This window comes from Delftia sp. JD2 (genome assembly GCF_001682645.1).
Taxonomy (GTDB): domain Bacteria; phylum Pseudomonadota; class Gammaproteobacteria; order Burkholderiales; family Burkholderiaceae_C; genus Comamonas; species Comamonas acidovorans.
This window is the reverse complement of the sequence record NZ_LFJT01000021.1, coordinates 51,816-66,524: the sequence shown is the minus strand read 5'-3', so window position 1 is coordinate 66,524 and position 14,709 is coordinate 51,816. Positions and strand designations below refer to the sequence as shown.

Genomic DNA, 14,709 nt, shown 5'->3' with positions numbered 1-14,709 from the left:
AGGGCCGCGCCATGCGCCTTCACCTCAAACGCTGGCTGTTCCTGCTGCACCGCTGGCTGGGCATTGCCGTGTGCCTGTTCTTTGCGCTGTGGTTTGTCTCGGGCATGGTGATGATGTACGTGGGCTACCCCAAGCTCACCGAGGCCGAGCGGCTGCGCCAACTGCCTCCGCTCGATGGCAACGCCGCCCTGCTCGCGCCCACCGAGGCGCTGCGCGCGGCCGGCATCGACGGCCCGCTCAAGGATCTGCGCCTGCATGCCGGCAGCGCCGGCCGTGCCAGCTATCTGGTCACGCCCGAGGGGCGGCGCCAGCCCGTGGCCATTGATGCGGCCAGCGGCCAGGTGCTGCCCGCCACCAGCGAGGCGAAGGCCCTGGCCAGTGCCCGCGCCTTCGCGGGGGACGGCACGGGCCTGCACTACCTGGGCACGGTGGATGAGGATGCCTTCAGCCACTCGCGCGCGCTGGACATCCACCGCCCCCTGCACCGCGTGCAGATGGACGATGTCCAGGGCACGCTGCTCTACATCTCCGGCCGCACGGCCGAGGTGGTGCGCGATGCCACGCGCACCGAGCGCGGCTGGAACTACCTGGGCGCCTGGCTGCACTGGCTGTACATGTTCCGGGGCAATGCCTTTGACGGCGCCTGGGCCGACATCGTCAACGTGCTGTCGCTGGTCGGCATTGCCGTGGCCATCACCGGCACCGTGGTCGGGGTGATGCGCTGGCGGTTCAGGCGGCCCTACCGCAGCGGCCGGCGCACGCCCTACCCGGGCCGCGCCATGCGCTGGCACCATATGGCGGGCCTGCTGTTCGCGCTGACCACGCTGGCCTGGATCTTCAGCGGCCTGATGTCCATGAACCCCTGGCGCCTGTTCGACACGGGCACGCCACCACTGCACATGGCCCGGTGGCAGCAGGGCCCGCTGCGCCTGACCGGGGACGACGCCACGCCGCAGTCGCTGATTGCCGCAGCGGGCGGCCCCGTGCGCGAACTGCGCTGGCTGCGCACCGTAGGCCGCACCGAGGTGCTGGCCCAGCCCGCAGCCGGCACGCCCCTGGTGCTGGACAGCGCCAGCGCCGCGCCCGTGGCCCATTCGCGCGAGGCCCTGCTGAACCGCGCGGCCGTGCTGATCGACGCCCCCGTGCTGCGCAGCGAATGGCTGACCGCGCACGACCTGTACTGGTATGAGCGCGCCGAGCACACCATGATGGGCGGCCATGACAAGCCCCTGCCTGTGTTGCGCGTGGTGTATGGCGATGCTGCGGCCAGCTGGGTGCACATCGACCCGCACACGGGCCAGGTGCTGGGCCGGCTGGACGGCACCCAGCGCCTCAAGCGCTGGCTGTTCGCCATGCTGCACAGCTGGGACTGGCTGCCGCTGCTGCAGCGCCGGCCGCTATGGGATGGGCTGCTGCTGGCCTTCAGCCTGGGCGGCCTGCTGATGAGCGCCACGGGCGTGCTCATAGGCGTGCGCAGGCTGCGCCGCAAGCGCAGCCATCGCGCACAGGCCACTGCTTGCCTGGAGGCGCAGTCACATGGTTAGCCGCCATACTGTATGCTTGCCACATGCAACTCGAACAGAAATACCAGGCCCTGCTGGCCGAGGCCGAGCGCCGCAAGCTGGACGACGTGGACAGCATGCGGCTGTGCTTCCAGACCCTGTCGCTGGCTGCGCGCATCGACCGTGACTGCGCCGCGCTGCTGGCGCCCCATGGCCTGTCCGAAGGGCGCTTCGTGCTGCTGTTCCTGCTGGAATCCGCCAGCGAAGGGCTGGCGCCCAACCACCTGGCCGAGCAGGCCGGCATCACCCGCGCCACCGTGACCGGCCTGCTGGACGGCCTGGAACGCGAGGCCCTGGCCGAGCGCCTGCCCGACCCGGCCGACCGCCGCGCGCTGCGCGTGCAGCTCACCGCCAAGGGCCGCCAGCTGGCGCGCAAGCTGTTTGCCCGGCACAGCCAATGGATCGCAGGCCTGTTTTCCAACCTGTCACCCGCCGAACGCGGCCAGTTGGGAAAGCTGCTGGCCAAGGCCGCCGCAGGCGTGGAGGCCAGCGCATGACGGCGCCCACCCCCCGGCGCAAGGGCGCCAACCGCAAGGTCGATATCACTCCCGAACTGCTGCAGGCCCTGTCCCTGGGCGAGATCGAGACCGCCACGCTGACCGAAAGCCTGGCCGTGGACCAGGCCCGGCTGCTGCAGGCCGTCTTTCCCGACGCGTGGCCGCAACTGGAGGACACGGCGCAGGCGCTGGGCCAGCTTGGCATTCTCAAACGCATGGAGTGCATTGGCGGCCTGCTGTGGCAGGCGCTGGGCCAGGCCGGCTGGCAGCGCTGCCTCACGCACCGCTCTGACACGGTGCGCGGCTGGGCCTGCTTCATGGCCGGTGCGCAGCCGGGCCTGACCCTGAGCCAGCGCCTGGAACTGCTGCAGCCGCTGGCCGATGACTCGCATTTCGGCGTGCGCGAATGGTCGTGGATGGGCGTGCGCCCGCATCTAGCCAGCGATCTGCCGCAGGCTGTGGCCGAGTTGTCCCGGTGGACAAGGCGGCCCTCCGACCGCCTGCGCCGCTTCGCCAGCGAGGCCCTGCGGCCGCGCGGCGTCTGGTGCAGCCATATCGCGGCGCTCAAGCAGCAGCCGGAGATCGCCTTGCCCCTTTTGCAGCGGCTGCGCGCCGATGCCTCGCCCTATGTGCAGGACTCGGTGGCCAACTGGCTCAACGACGCGGCCAAGAGCCGGCCCGACTGGGTGCGCGCCCTGTGCGCGCAATGGCTCGAGGAATCGCCCGTGCCCGCCACGCGCCGCATCTGCGAGCGTGCGCAGCGCAGCCTCAAGGAGAGCTAGCCTCCTGCCGGCCCGCCAGCCGTTCGCAGTCGGGCTTGATGCAGCGCCCGTAAAGGATGTGGGAGTGCTCCACGATGGCAAAGCCATGCGAGCGCGCCAGCAGCTTCTGGCGCTGCTCGATCACCGCATCGTGGAACTCCTGCACCAGGCCGCAGCGCGTGCAGATCAGGTGGTCATGGTGCTCGCCGTCGTCGAGTTCATAGACCGCCTTGCCCGCCGCAAAGCGCTGCTGGCGCAGCATGCCGGCCTGCTCCAGCTGCGCCAGCACGCGGTAGATCGTGGCCAGGCTGGTGCCTCGGCCCTGGTCATGCAGCTGGCGGTAGACCTCCTCCGCCGCCAGATGCCGCTGGTCCCCGTGGCGAAAGATGTCCAGTACCCACAGTCGCGCCAGCGTGGCCTTCAGCCCCAGGTTCTTGAGGTCAGCGGAATCGGACATGCAGCCCTTTCTTGTCTCAGTGATTCACGCCACTGCGCGCTACCAACCGTCCACGGTCCACGAGACTGGCGCACCCCAGCCCAGGGACACCGAGGAAGGGCAGCCCCGCACCGAGGGTGTCGTCCCCCTCCCGCGCAGCGAGAGAGGGGGAAGCGGCGTAGCCGCTCAGGGGGTGCTTTGTTCTAGAACTCATTGTGGATGGCCTTGTAGCCGCGCACCAATTCGTTGTTGGTGCGGACCACGTCCTCGGAGAAATCGCTGGCGTCGGCGGGCACCTGGGCCAGCGTGGACAGGTCGGTCTCCGGGCCTATGCGCGCAGTGGACGGCACATAAAAGCCCGGCGGCAAGTGGCATCCATCGACCACGGCGTTGTAGCGCACCACGCAGCCGTCATCGACCACGCAGTTGAACAGCACGCTGTTGAAGCCGATGAACACGCCATTGCCCACGGTGCAGGGCCCGTGGACGATGGCGCGATGGGCGATCGAGGTGTGCTGCCCCACGCTGACGCGCGCGCCGGACTTGGAGTGGATCACCACCCCGTCCTGGATGTTGGAGTGCGCACCGATCACGATGGGGTCGATGTGGCCGTCCGCATCCATCTCGTCGGCACGGATCACCGCATAGGGGCCGATGAAGACGTTCTCCTCCACGACCACCAGTCCGCACAGGATGGCCGTGGGGTCCACGAAGGCGCTGGCATGGATGCGCGGCAGGTCGCCGCGCGGGTTCTTGCGGATCATCCCTTGCGCCTGTTCTTTGCGCCGCCCTGGCGGGCCTTGAAGCGCGGGTTGCTCTTGCAGATGACGTAGATGCGGCCGCGCCGGCGCACCACCTGGCAGTCTCGATGGCGCAGCTTGGCTTCCTTGAGGGACGAGAGAACTTGCATGGAAAACTCCTTGGGTTGAAGAGAAACGGGTGCCGGCTCGCCGGTCATGCCCAGGCCACGGCATCGTGCGGATGCAGGCTCTCCATGTGGCGCACATGCACGCGCGGCCGGGCGTAGATGCCTTCCAGCGCGGCCTGTATGCGGCGCGCCGCATCCTCGACAAACATCAGGTTGCGGCCGTTGAGCGCGGCAAAGGCCTGCTCGTCGGCGCGCTTGACCGCGGTCTGCACGGGCGTGCCCAGCGCCTGCTCCACGCGGGCGATCAGGGGCAGGATGCCGAGGTCCGGCCCATCACAGGCCAGGTCCACGCTGACCTGGGCCTTGCTGCGCTGGCTGTGTGCCGTGGCCAGCGTGCCATGCCGGCGCAGCCAGGAGGCCACCTGGTCCGGCTCCACCAGTGGCTCGCCCGCAAAGGCCTGCAAAAAGCCATGCTCCAGCAACTGGCGCGACAGTGCCGCCGAGCAGGGGCAGGTCGAGGAATAGCCCACGCCCACCTGCAGCCGCAGCTGGAACACGCCCTGCGCCAGCGTGGCGTCCAGGCGCACGGGATAGGACTTCCAGCCCGACAGATCGTGGGTGACCAGGGCGGGCCGCTGGGCCAGCAGGTCCAGCGACAGGCGCAGGCGGGCGCTGCGGCTTTGGCAGTCGAGGTGGCTGTCGATCATGGCCTGCAGCGCATGGCGCAGCGCCAGGGCAGACAGCGCGGATTCCTCGGCCAGGCTGTCCAGTTGCCGGTACAGCCGGGACATGTGTATGCCCTTGACATGGGCCGCAGGAAGATCGACCTGCACATCGGCACGCGCATGCAGCTCGCGCCAGTAGCCGGGCTCGGCCACGGTCACGGGCAGGTCTATGCCCTGCATGCCCACCCATTGCAGCGGGCTGAGGCTGGGAGCGGGATCGGTCAGGGAAACATCGGGAAGAGGTGCGGGCATTCGGGACTCCAGTGGCCACGCCGACCCAGGCCGGCGCGGTATTCGTTCAATTCCAGTCGGGAAACGGGTTGTCCCATTGCGCCCAGGCCTGCGGGCCCAGGGCCATTTCTGCATCGGTCAGCAGGCACTCGTCCAGGCGCGCGCGCAGCGCGTCCTCGTCCATGCCCATGCCGATCAGCACCAGTTCCTGGCGCGCGTCGCCCACGCCATCGACCCATTTGTCCAGGATGCGCTCCACGCTTTCGGGGTCGCGCGGCCAGCGCTCGGCCTCCACGGCGGCCCACCAGTGGCCGGCCGGCCCATGGCGGGCCACGGCGCCGGCCTGCGACCAGGAACCGGCCATAGCCGGATGGCTGGCCAGCCAGAAAAATCCCTTGGAGCGCACCACTCCCGGCCATTCGCTTTGCACCAGGCCGAAGAAGCGCCGGGGATGAAAGGGGCGACGGGCGCGGTAGACAAAGCTGGCAACGCCATAGGCCTCCGTCTCGGGCTGGTGCGTGCCACGCAACTGCTGCAGCCAGCCCGGCGCCCTGGAGGCCTCCTCGAAATCGAACAGCCCGGTATCGAGCACGCGATCCAGCGGCAACTGGCCGAAGGAGGCGATCTCCAGCCTGGCACGCGGGTTGAGCCCGCGCAGGATGGCCATCAGCCGCGTGCAGTCCTCCTCGGTGACCAGGTCGATCTTGTTGAGCACGATCACATCGCAGAACTCCACCTGCTCGATCAGCAGATCGACCACGGTGCGGCGGTCCTCCTCGCCCAGCGATTCACCGCGCGAGCGCAGGCTGTCACGCGAGCCATAGTCGTGCAGGAAGTTGAAAGCATCGACCACGGTCACCATGGTGTCCAGCCGCGCCACATCGCCCAGGCTGCGTCCGTCCTCGCCCGCGAAGGTGAAGGTCTCGGCCACCGGCAGCGGCTCGGAGATGCCCGTGGACTCGATGACCAGCTGGTCGAAGCGGCCCTCGCCCGCCAGCCGCGCCACCTCCAGCAGCAGGTCCTCGCGCAGCGTGCAGCAGATGCAGCCGTTGCTCATCTCCACCAGCTTTTCGTCGGTGCGCGACAGGCCGGCGCCGCCATCGCGCACCAGGGCCGCGTCGATGTTGACCTCGGACATGTCATTGACGATGACGGCCACGCGCCGCCCTTCGCGGTTGTGCAGGATGTGGTTGAGCAAGGTGGTCTTGCCCGCGCCCAGAAAACCCGACAGCACGGTTACAGGCAATCGGGCATGCGGCGGCTGAACCGGCGCTACGGTATGCATCATGGAATCTCTCGAACAGGGACAGGGATCGCGCGGCGGGCACTGCAGCCGCATGCGCAGGGAGGGGTCTCAGGCGGGGAGCGCGGTGCAGGCGGAGCACTTGCCATGCAGCTCGATGTTCGAATGGGCCAGCGCAAAGGCATTGCCATGCGCCCAGCTGCCCAGGCAGCGGTTGAGCGCGTCGTCCACGAACTCATCGACCTGGCCGCAGCTGTCGCAGATCGCAAAGGCCGAGAAATCATGGCTGCCCTCGTCCGGATGCGAGCAGCAGACATAGGCATTCAGCGACTCCAGGCGATGGACCACGCCCTGCTCGGCCAGCTTGTCCAGCGCGCGGTAGACCTGGGTAGGGGCCGTCAAACCGTGGTCCCGCAACTGGTCGAGCAGCGCGTAGGCCGTCAGCGGCGCGCCGGCCTGGCGCAGCGTGTCGAGCACGCGTTGTTGCTTGGTGGTCAGGGAGTGGGACATGGTGGTTTCCTGGTCAAAAAGGGCGGGCAGCGACCTTGCCCTGCATCAAAACAGTTACGTTATAACATAACAAAATTAGCGGCCACGCACTGTTTTACAATTAAAAAGAATATTAAGTTGCGCTTAAATACACAACAGGATATAGTCAGCTCCGTTGTTGAGGCCAAGCGCTTAAGCCGCCCACTTCCCTTCCCTGCACAACGGCTGTCCGCCGCTCCCCCGCAGGATGTCTCTTGCGACCTTTGTCGCACAGTTGGTCTGTAGAGCTGCAGCCAACCGAGTTCCCAGATGCTCACGCAGGCCTGTTCAAGGCTGCGAACCTGACTGAACCACATTTCAAACACCGGCATTCCCATGGGCAAGTACGTCGTCTCGCCCTCGACACACCCGACCGACTGCGGCCGCTTCCGCGCCTCCTTCGCGGTCCATCGCTCCCAAGGCAACGGCAGCTACTGCCGCGTATTCCGTTTCGACAAGGCGTTCGCCTCCCGCGAAGCAGCACGGCTGTTTGCTGTCACCCAGGGCTGGCTCCAGACCTGCATGCAGCACCCGCCTGCCTGCTGACGGCCTGCCTGCCCGGCTGCCTGTCGCCTTCCCACCCATTCACCGCCGCGGATTGCACAGTCCGCCGCATGCATGCCAACGGTGCGCCCTTTTGCGCACATCCAATCGAAGAGGTTTTCCTATGACCACCAAAATCTACGTGGGCAATCTGCCCTACTCCGTGACCGACTCCAGCCTGGAAAGCAACTTTGCCGAGTTCGGCAACGTGGCCTCCGCCAAGGTCATGATGGACCGCGAAACCGGCCGCTCCAAGGGCTTCGGCTTTGTGGAAATGGCTTCTGCCGAAGTCGCCCAGGCCGCCATCACCGGCCTGCACGGCATGTCCGTGGACGGACGCTCGATCGTCGTGAACCTGGCCCGTCCCCGTGAAGAAGGCCGCAGCTCCGGTGGTTACAGCCCGCAGGGTTACGCCGGCAAGCGTGCGGACGTCGGCTACGGCAATGGCGGCCACGGCGGCGGTCGCTACTGATCACGGCGCAGCTTCCAAAAACCGGCTCTCTGGGCCGGTTTTTTTTCGCCTGCGGTTTTCTTTCCTGCCGTTGCAGGCATGAAAAAACCGGCCGCCCTTGCGGGTCGGCCGGTCATGGCTGAAGCATGCCGGGGCCTGGCCCCGGCACAGTGGCTTACAGCAGCGCGTCGATGGCTGCGTTGAACGTGGCGCTGGGGCGCATCACGGCATCCATCTTGGCCACGTCGGGCATGTAGTAGCCACCGATGTCCACGGCCTTGCCCTGCACGGCGCGCAGCTCTTCGATGATCTTGGACTCGTTGTCGGCCAGTTGCTTGGCCAGCGAAGCGAACTTGGAGGCCAGTTCGGCATCTTCCGTCTGCGCCGCCAGGGCCTGTGCCCAGTACAGGGCGATGTAGAACTGGCTGCCACGGTTGTCCAGCTCGCCGGTGCGGCGCGAAGGCGACTTGTCTTCGTCCAGCAGCTTGCCCGTGGCTTCATCCAGGGTCTTGGCCAGCAACTTGGCGCGGGCGTTGTCGTTCTTGATGCCCAGGTCTTCCAGCGACACGGCCAGTGCCAGGAACTCGCCCAGCGAATCCCAGCGCAGGTGGTTTTCTTCCACCAGCTGCTGCACGTGCTTGGGAGCCGAGCCGCCAGCACCCGTTTCGTACATGCCGCCACCGGCCATCAGGGGCACGATGGACAGCATCTTGGCCGAGGTGCCCAGTTCCATGATGGGGAACAGGTCGGTCAGGTAGTCGCGCAGGATGTTGCCGGTCACCGAGATGGTGTCCAGGCCGCGGGCCACGCGCTCCAGCGTGTAGCGCATGGCGCGGACCTGAGACAGGATGTGGATTTCCAGGCCCGTGGTGTCGTAGTCCTTGAGGTAGGTGTTGACCTTCTTGATCAGCTCGGCCTCGTGCGGACGATAGGGGTCCAGCCAGAACACGGCAGGCATGCCGGAGTTGCGGGCACGCGTGACGGCCAGCTTGACCCAGTCGCGGATGGGAGCGTCCTTGACCTGGCACATGCGCCAGATGTCGCCCTGCTCCACGTTCTGGCTCATCAGCACTTCGCCGGTGGCCAGATCGACGATGTTGGCAACGCCGTCTTCCTCGATCTCGAAGGTCTTGTCGTGCGAGCCGTACTCTTCGGCCTTTTGCGCCATCAGGCCCACGTTGGGCACGGTGCCCATGGTCTTGGGGTCGAAGTTGCCGTGCCACTTGCAGAAGTTGATCATCTCCTGGTAGATGCGGGCAAAGGTGGACTCAGGCATCACGGCCTTGCAGTCGTAGGGCTTGCCGTCGGCGCCCCACATCTTGCCGCCCTGGCGGATCATGGCGGGCATGGACGCATCAACGATCACGTCGTTGGGCGAGTGGAAGTTGGTGATGCCCTTGGCCGAGTCCACCATGGCCAGCGCGGGACGGTGTTCCTGGCAGGCGTGCAGGTCACGGATGATCTCTTCGCGCAGCGAGGCGGGCAGCGTCTCGATCTTCTCGTACAGCGTGGACATGCCGTTGTTGACGTTCACGCCCAGCTCGTCGAACAGCTTGCCGTGCTTCTCGAAGGCTTCCTTGTAGTAGATCCTCACGCAGTGGCCGAACACGATGGGGTGCGAGACCTTCATCATCGTGGCCTTGACGTGCAGCGAAAACAGGATGCCGGCGTCGCGGCAGTCGTCCAGCTCCTTTTCATAGAAGTCGCACAGCGCCTTCTTGCTCATGAACATGGAGTCGATGATCTCGCCAGCCTTCAGTGCCACCTTGGACTTGAGCACCACGGTCTTGCCGCTCTTGGTGGTCAGCTCCATCTTGACGTCGCGTGCGGCATCCAGCGTGATCGACTTTTCGCCGTGGTAGAAGTCGCCGTGCTCCATGTGCGAGACATGGGTTTGCGACCACTGCTTCCACTCGCCCATGGAGTGGGGGTGCTTCTTGGCGTAGTTCTTGACGGCGGCAGGAGCGCGGCGGTCGGAGTTGCCCTCGCGCAGCACGGGGTTCACGGCCGAGCCCAGGCACTTGCCGTAGCGTGCCTTGATGTCCTTTTCCTGGTCGTTGGTCGGATTCTCGGGGTAGTCGGGCAGTGCGTAGCCCTTGCCCTGCAGCTCCTTGATGGCAGCCGTCAGCTGGGCCACCGAGGCGCTGATGTTGGGCAGCTTGATGATGTTGACATCGGGCTCCAGCGTCTTCTTGCCGAGCTCGGACAAGGTGTGGGCCACGCGCTGGTCTTCGGCCAGGAATTCGGAGAACTCACCCAGGATGCGGTGGGCCACGGAGATGTCGGCGGTCTCGACATTCACGCCGACGGGTGCGGCAAAGGCGCGCACCACAGGCAGGAAGGCACTGGTGGCAAGGCGCGGAGCCTCATCGGTCAGGGTGTAGATGATGGTGGGTTGCTGCGTGCTCATCTCTTGTCTCAGGTAGTGAAAAGGTAGGGGTCGCGCCGTAGGCCGTCGAACCGGGCATCCGCTAGGGGAAACGGGACCGGTGCAGCCTGAGGCAGTAGGACCGTCACGCAATGCCCCGTCGCGCCAGCATGCTGCCCCGGCGTTTTCTGCAATGCGATCCCACAATACAAAATTCTAAGCGGAACCCGCCATATTTTTTAAGTCTTGTAGAAGACTTAGGGTTTTACAGCGGCATTCGGGACCTGTTTTCACAGGGAAACGGCTTGCAGCCCCCGCGTTTTCTACCATGCAAAAAATGCTGTAGCGTGACGGACACGCAAGCGGAGCAGACCCCCGGGTCAAACCCAGAGCCGATACATCCAGAACGATTCATCGTGCTCGAAGCGCCGCGCAAACTCCCCCGGCGGAAACCCCGTGATCTGGCGCACGGCGCGGCACATATGGGCCTGGTCGGAGAAGCCCTCGTCCAGCGCCAGCGCGGCCCAGTCCAGTGCCTGTCCCTGTTCATGGTGGCGCCGCGCCGCATGGAACAGGCTTTCCGTGCGCACCATGCCCTGCCACTGCCGCAAGGAGCGGCCGCTGAACTGCTTGATGCGCCGCTCCACCTGGCGCGCGCCCAGCGTTCTTTGCCATTGCAGCGCCTGCATCCCCAGCCAGGCCACCCAGTGGCGCCCATGCTCGCGCAATGAGGGCAGCACCTGCAGGGCGCTCCCCCGGACCTCGCGCCAGCGCGGCGCCAGGTGGCGCTGCAACGCGTCCAGGGTGCCAGCATCGTCCTGCGCATCCAGCAGGGCCTGGCACAGCGCGGACCAGGACGGCCCCAGCACCCCGGCTGCCGCGACAAAGCCATCCTGCGCCTGCAGCACACCGGGGCCGAACAGCTGCAGCGCGGCATCCAGGTGCAGGCAGACCATGCCGCCACGGCCCGGCCCGCTGGCCCAGCTGACCGTGGGCGCGGTCTGGCTGCCCGAAAGCATGACGGATGCCTCAAAGGGCTCGCAGCCCTGCACGACCACCACGCCTGCAGCCATGTCCTGGTACCAGGACAGGCAGACCATGGGGGTGGCGGGAAAATGCGACAGCCGCTGCGCATCGTCCAGGGCCACGCCCCGCGTATCGCGGCAGACGACGGCCACCACCGCACCATGCAGCCCTGCCGGCGCGGGATACAGCATGGAGTGCGGCTGCCGCCCCTGGCCTGCCCAGCGCGCGGCCCTGGCATGCAGGGGCGGACAGGCAGCAAAGGCACTGGGCGTACAGGCTTCGATTGCGGCTTCGGGCATCACGACGGCATCCATGGAGGCGCAGTGTAGGCCTTGCCGCCCGCCGATCCCGTGACGCTTTCGTTCAAGACCACGGGCGGCGTGACCAGCGAGCATGGGAACATGAACCGCCCGAATCCCACGCAAGATGCCTGCACACCGGCGCCGTCGAATGCGGCCTCCTGCCCCTTTGCCACGCAAGCGCCGCAATCCGCGCAACCGGCGCAACCCGAGCAGACGGCCTCCACAGCCTGGCCACCCGGCCCGGCAGCGGGGCTCACGGGCTGGGGCCTGCTGCGCCGCATGTCGCGCGACCTGCTGGGTACGCTGGCGCAATGGCGCGGCGAGCACGGCGATGCCATCCATCTGCGCATCTGGCCAGAGCACCAGGTCGTCGTCACGGATCCCGAACTGGTGCGCGAACTGCTGGTGGGCCAGCACGATGCGCTGGTGCGCTGGGAGCACGGCATCTCGGTCTTTGCCCAACTGCACGGCCACAGCGTGCTGGTCAGCGAAGGCCAGCCCTGGCGCAGCAAGCGGCAGGCCCTGTTGCCGGCCTTCTCCCCCAAGGCCGTGCAGGCCCAGATACCGGCCCTGGCCGCAGCCGCACAGGCCGCGCTCCAGGCCTGGCCGCAGCAGTCCGAGGACTTTCCGATGGAACAGGCGCTGACCGCCCTGGCCATGGATGTGATCATGCGGCTGATGTTCTCCGGCGCCATCGGCGAGGATGCGCGCTCCGCGGAGCAGGCCATCCGCGAAGTCAGCCATGCCGCCAACAGCGAGTTCTACTGGCCCCTGCGCTGGCCCGATGCCATGCCATGGAAGCGCCGCAAGCGCCGGGCGCTGGCCTGGCTGCGCGGCTTCATCGACCGGCAGGTCGGGCTCCGGCTGGCGCAGGCCGATGCAGACTGGCCCGAGGATCTGCTCAGCCGCCTGCTGCGCCTGCACCGGGGCGACGCCCAGGCCTGGACACTGCAGGCCGTGCGCGATGAGTGCATGACGGCCTTTCTGGCAGGTCACGAAACCGTGGCCAGCAGCCTGACCTGGTGGTCCTGGTGCATGGCCACCCATCCCGAGGCGCAGCAGCAGGTGGCTGACGAGATCCATGCACAGCTGCAGGGCCGCACGCCCACGGCGCAGGACCTGCCCGCGCTGCGCCAGTTGGGCTGGAGCCTTCAGGAAGCCATGCGCCTGTACCCGGCCGCGCCGGTGCTCATCAGCCGGCGTTGCACACGGCCTGTGCAGCTGGGTCCGTGGCGCCTGCCCGCGCGAACCCTGTTCATGATTGCGCCCGGCCTCATGCAACGCGATGCGCGCTGGTTCCCGCAACCCGATGCCTTTCAGCCGCAGCGTTTCGCCGATGCCGACAAGGACGGAGCCCCTGCCGCGCCGCGCGGCAGCTGGATGCCCTTTGGCACCGGCCCGCGCGTATGCCTGGGCCAGCACCTGGCCAGCACGGAGATGACAATAGTGGCGGCCATGGTGCTGCAGCGCCTTCGGCTGAGCGTGCCCGAAGGTGCCGGCGCGCCCCGCCCTGTGCTGCAGGTCACGCTGCGGCCATCCACGCCCTTGAGACTGCGGCTGCAGTCGCGCAGCGGCGCACAGGCCGGGTAAACGTGGCGATATATTGCGCCAAATCATCTACAAAGCACGCCAATTACGCCAAATTGTCACCCATCCGCATTTATTCTGTCTTTTTGACTAGAACCACTGGACTGGAGACGATTTGAGTACCCTGGCAATCGTGATTTCACTGGCGGGACTGATGTTCCTGGCCTACCGAGGCATCTCCGTGCTGCTGCTGGCCCCCCTGATGGCCGCCGTGGCCGTGCTGCTGTCCGGCGACCTGGGCCACATGCTGCCGCTGTACACCAGCACCTTCATGGGCGCTCTGGGCAACTACATGCTGCAGTTCTTCCCGGTGTTCCTGCTGGGCGCGCTGTTCGGCCAGTTGATGGCGGACTCGGGCGCAGCCACCGCGATATCGCACTGGATCATGCGCGTGCTGGGCGAGAAGCACGCCATCCTCACGGTGGTTCTGGCCTGCGCCGTGCTCACCTATGGCGGCGTGTCGCTGTTCGTGGTGGCCTTTGCCATCTATCCGATTGCCAAGTCGCTGTTCCGCGCAGCCCATGTGCCCAAGCGGCTGATACCGCCCACCATCGCGCTGGGCTCGTTCACCTTCACCATGACGGCGCTGCCGGGCACGCCGTCCATCCAGAACGCCATTCCCATTCCCTACTACGGCACCAATGTGTTCGCGGCGCCAGGCCTGGGCATCATCGGCGGCATGACCATGCTGGCCCTGGGCCTGTGGTGGCTGCAGTCGCGCGCGGCCAAGGCGCGCGTGGCCGGCGAAGGCTACGGCGACCATGACGATGCCGTCGAGCAGGGCCTGCATGAAGAAAGCGATCCCGCCCTGCACAGCCGCCGGGACCTGCCGCTGCTGCTGGCCCTGCTGCCGCTGGTGCTGGTGATCGCGGTCAACGCGCTGCTGACCTACGGTGTGTTCCCGCAGATGGATTTCGGCTTTCTGAAGGAACGCTTTCCTGCCGTGGACCCGGCCAAGCAGACGGGCCTGTGGGCGCTGATCATGGCCCTGGCCGTGGCCTGCGCCGCACTGGTGCTGCTGGGCCTGGGCCGCTGGCGCAATCTCAAGGAGTCGGTGAACAAGGGCGTGCTGGGCTCCATGCTGCCCATCTTCAACACCGCCTCGGAAGTGGGCTACGGCGCGGTCATCGCGGGGCTGGCGGGCTTTGCCATCATCCGCGAGGCCGTGCTCAACGTCGCACCCCACAACCCGCTGATCTCCGAGGCCGTGGCCATGAACGTGCTGGCGGGCATCACGGGGTCGTCGTCGGGCGGCCTGTCGATTGCCCTGTCCACGCTGGGCAAGGACTACCTGGCCATGGCCGCCCAGCTGGGCATCAGCCCGGAGCTGCTGCACCGCGTGGCGGTGATGGCGGCCGGCTGCTTCGACACCCTGCCGCACAGCGGCGCCATCATCACGCTGCTGTCCATCTGCGGCCTCACGCACCGCCAGTCGTACGGCAACATCGCCATCATGACCATTGGCGCGCCCCTGCTGGCCCTGGTGCTGGTGATCACGCTCGGCACCATGTTCGGGTCCTTCTGAGGGACCAGGGCGCAGAGCGCGCGCGGGAAATACCACGGCATCGCGCCCGCCACAAC

The 14,709-nt window shown here is 67.0% G+C and carries 15 protein-coding genes; 7 read left to right on the top strand and 8 right to left on the bottom strand.

Going from position 1 to position 14,709, the window contains the following annotated elements; genetic code table 11:
- Nucleotides 1-11 precede the first annotated feature (11 nt).
- From ACM14_RS13740 to ACM14_RS13730, 3 genes are read left to right on the top strand one after another with little or no spacing between them, the layout of a single operon-like run.
- The gene (locus ACM14_RS13740; protein WP_065346440.1) at nt 12-1,544 is read left to right on the top strand and encodes a PepSY domain-containing protein; all 1,533 of its coding nucleotides are present in this window, start codon (nt 12-14) and stop codon (nt 1,542-1,544) included.
- 23 nt (nt 1,545-1,567) lie between these two features.
- Complete coding sequence (locus tag ACM14_RS13735) at nt 1,568-2,059, top strand: MarR family winged helix-turn-helix transcriptional regulator (protein ID WP_012205483.1); 492 nt, start codon at nt 1,568-1,570, stop codon at nt 2,057-2,059.
- Nucleotides 2,056-2,841 (top strand): DNA alkylation repair protein, encoded by a 786-nt coding sequence (locus ACM14_RS13730; RefSeq protein ID WP_065346439.1) that lies wholly within the window; start codon nt 2,056-2,058, stop codon nt 2,839-2,841. The genes ACM14_RS13735 and ACM14_RS13730 overlap by 4 nt, the downstream gene beginning before the upstream one ends.
- Here ACM14_RS13730 and fur read toward each other — a convergent pair.
- The 6 genes from fur to ACM14_RS13700 form a co-directional block, all read right to left on the bottom strand.
- Entirely contained in the window at nt 2,828-3,277 is a 450-nt protein-coding gene (gene fur, locus ACM14_RS13725) for a ferric iron uptake transcriptional regulator (RefSeq protein WP_065346438.1), read from the bottom strand. The two genes, ACM14_RS13730 and fur, sit on opposite strands and share 14 nt — an antisense overlap.
- 182 nt (nt 3,278-3,459) lie before the next feature.
- Nucleotides 3,460-4,020, bottom strand: coding sequence for a carbonate dehydratase (locus ACM14_RS13720; protein ID WP_013802514.1), 561 nt, complete (start codon nt 4,018-4,020; stop codon nt 3,460-3,462).
- Nucleotides 4,017-4,166, bottom strand: coding sequence for a type B 50S ribosomal protein L36 (ykgO, locus tag ACM14_RS13715; protein WP_013802515.1), 150 nt, complete (start codon nt 4,164-4,166; stop codon nt 4,017-4,019). The genes ACM14_RS13720 and ykgO overlap by 4 nt, the downstream gene beginning before the upstream one ends.
- Before the next feature lie 44 nt (nt 4,167-4,210).
- Nucleotides 4,211-5,101, bottom strand: a complete 891-nt coding sequence (folE2, locus tag ACM14_RS13710) for a GTP cyclohydrolase FolE2 (protein WP_065346437.1) — start codon at nt 5,099-5,101, stop codon at nt 4,211-4,213.
- 46 nt (nt 5,102-5,147) lie between these two features.
- Entirely contained in the window at nt 5,148-6,368 is a 1,221-nt protein-coding gene (gene zigA, locus ACM14_RS13705; RefSeq protein ID WP_065346436.1) for a zinc metallochaperone GTPase ZigA, read from the bottom strand.
- Between the two features lie 66 nt (nt 6,369-6,434).
- Complete coding sequence (locus ACM14_RS13700) at nt 6,435-6,833, bottom strand: Fur family transcriptional regulator (protein WP_051940745.1); 399 nt, start codon at nt 6,831-6,833, stop codon at nt 6,435-6,437.
- A 354-nt stretch (nt 6,834-7,187) separates the two neighbouring features.
- Between ACM14_RS13700 and ACM14_RS13695 the strand changes: the two genes are divergently transcribed.
- A complete protein-coding gene (locus tag ACM14_RS13695) occupies nt 7,188-7,397 on the top strand; it encodes a hypothetical protein (RefSeq protein WP_012205475.1) in 210 nt (69 codons plus the stop codon).
- A gap of 121 nt (nt 7,398-7,518) precedes the next feature.
- Nucleotides 7,519-7,866 carry an RNA-binding protein gene (locus ACM14_RS13690; RefSeq protein WP_065346435.1) on the top strand — a complete coding sequence of 116 codons (348 nt, stop codon included), beginning with the start codon at nt 7,519-7,521 and terminating at the stop codon, nt 7,864-7,866.
- Between the two features lie 154 nt (nt 7,867-8,020).
- On the opposite strand, the gene ACM14_RS13685 is transcribed toward ACM14_RS13690, so the two are convergent.
- Both ACM14_RS13685 and ACM14_RS13680 read right to left on the bottom strand, forming a co-directional pair.
- Nucleotides 8,021-10,255 carry an NADP-dependent isocitrate dehydrogenase gene (locus ACM14_RS13685; protein WP_013802520.1) on the bottom strand — a complete coding sequence of 745 codons (2,235 nt, stop codon included), beginning with the start codon at nt 10,253-10,255 and terminating at the stop codon, nt 8,021-8,023.
- A gap of 338 nt (nt 10,256-10,593) precedes the next feature.
- Nucleotides 10,594-11,538 (bottom strand): helix-turn-helix domain-containing protein, encoded by a 945-nt coding sequence (locus ACM14_RS13680; RefSeq protein ID WP_065346458.1) that lies wholly within the window; start codon nt 11,536-11,538, stop codon nt 10,594-10,596.
- A gap of 102 nt (nt 11,539-11,640) precedes the next feature.
- Here ACM14_RS13680 and ACM14_RS13675 point away from each other — a divergent pair, with 102 nt between their 5' ends.
- The gene (locus ACM14_RS13675) at nt 11,641-13,131 is read left to right on the top strand and encodes a cytochrome P450 (RefSeq protein ID WP_065346457.1); all 1,491 of its coding nucleotides are present in this window, start codon (nt 11,641-11,643) and stop codon (nt 13,129-13,131) included.
- 112 nt (nt 13,132-13,243) lie between these two features.
- Complete coding sequence (locus tag ACM14_RS13670; RefSeq protein ID WP_034393326.1) at nt 13,244-14,653, top strand: GntP family permease; 1,410 nt, start codon at nt 13,244-13,246, stop codon at nt 14,651-14,653.
- The last annotated feature ends 56 nt before the right edge of the window (nt 14,654-14,709 follow it).

What these genes read in the sequence shown, in the direction of transcription:
- ACM14_RS13740 (WP_065346440.1), top strand. Translation starts at nt 12, where the DNA reads ATGCGCCTTCACCTCAAACGCTGGCTGTTCCTGCTGCACCGCTGGCTG.
- ACM14_RS13735 (WP_012205483.1), top strand. Translation starts at nt 1,568, where the DNA reads ATGCAACTCGAACAGAAATACCAGGCCCTGCTGGCCGAGGCCGAGCGC.
- ACM14_RS13730 (WP_065346439.1), top strand. Translation starts at nt 2,056, where the DNA reads ATGACGGCGCCCACCCCCCGGCGCAAGGGCGCCAACCGCAAGGTCGAT.
- fur (WP_065346438.1), bottom strand. Translation starts at nt 3,277, where the DNA reads ATGTCCGATTCCGCTGACCTCAAGAACCTGGGGCTGAAGGCCACGCTG.
- ACM14_RS13720 (WP_013802514.1), bottom strand. Translation starts at nt 4,020, where the DNA reads ATGATCCGCAAGAACCCGCGCGGCGACCTGCCGCGCATCCATGCCAGC.
- ykgO (WP_013802515.1), bottom strand. Translation starts at nt 4,166, where the DNA reads ATGCAAGTTCTCTCGTCCCTCAAGGAAGCCAAGCTGCGCCATCGAGAC.
- folE2 (WP_065346437.1), bottom strand. Translation starts at nt 5,101, where the DNA reads ATGCCCGCACCTCTTCCCGATGTTTCCCTGACCGATCCCGCTCCCAGC.
- zigA (WP_065346436.1), bottom strand. Translation starts at nt 6,368, where the DNA reads ATGATGCATACCGTAGCGCCGGTTCAGCCGCCGCATGCCCGATTGCCT.
- ACM14_RS13700 (WP_051940745.1), bottom strand. Translation starts at nt 6,833, where the DNA reads ATGTCCCACTCCCTGACCACCAAGCAACAACGCGTGCTCGACACGCTG.
- ACM14_RS13695 (WP_012205475.1), top strand. Translation starts at nt 7,188, where the DNA reads ATGGGCAAGTACGTCGTCTCGCCCTCGACACACCCGACCGACTGCGGC.
- ACM14_RS13690 (WP_065346435.1), top strand. Translation starts at nt 7,519, where the DNA reads ATGACCACCAAAATCTACGTGGGCAATCTGCCCTACTCCGTGACCGAC.
- ACM14_RS13685 (WP_013802520.1), bottom strand. Translation starts at nt 10,255, where the DNA reads ATGAGCACGCAGCAACCCACCATCATCTACACCCTGACCGATGAGGCT.
- ACM14_RS13680 (WP_065346458.1), bottom strand. Translation starts at nt 11,538, where the DNA reads ATGCCCGAAGCCGCAATCGAAGCCTGTACGCCCAGTGCCTTTGCTGCC.
- ACM14_RS13675 (WP_065346457.1), top strand. Translation starts at nt 11,641, where the DNA reads ATGAACCGCCCGAATCCCACGCAAGATGCCTGCACACCGGCGCCGTCG.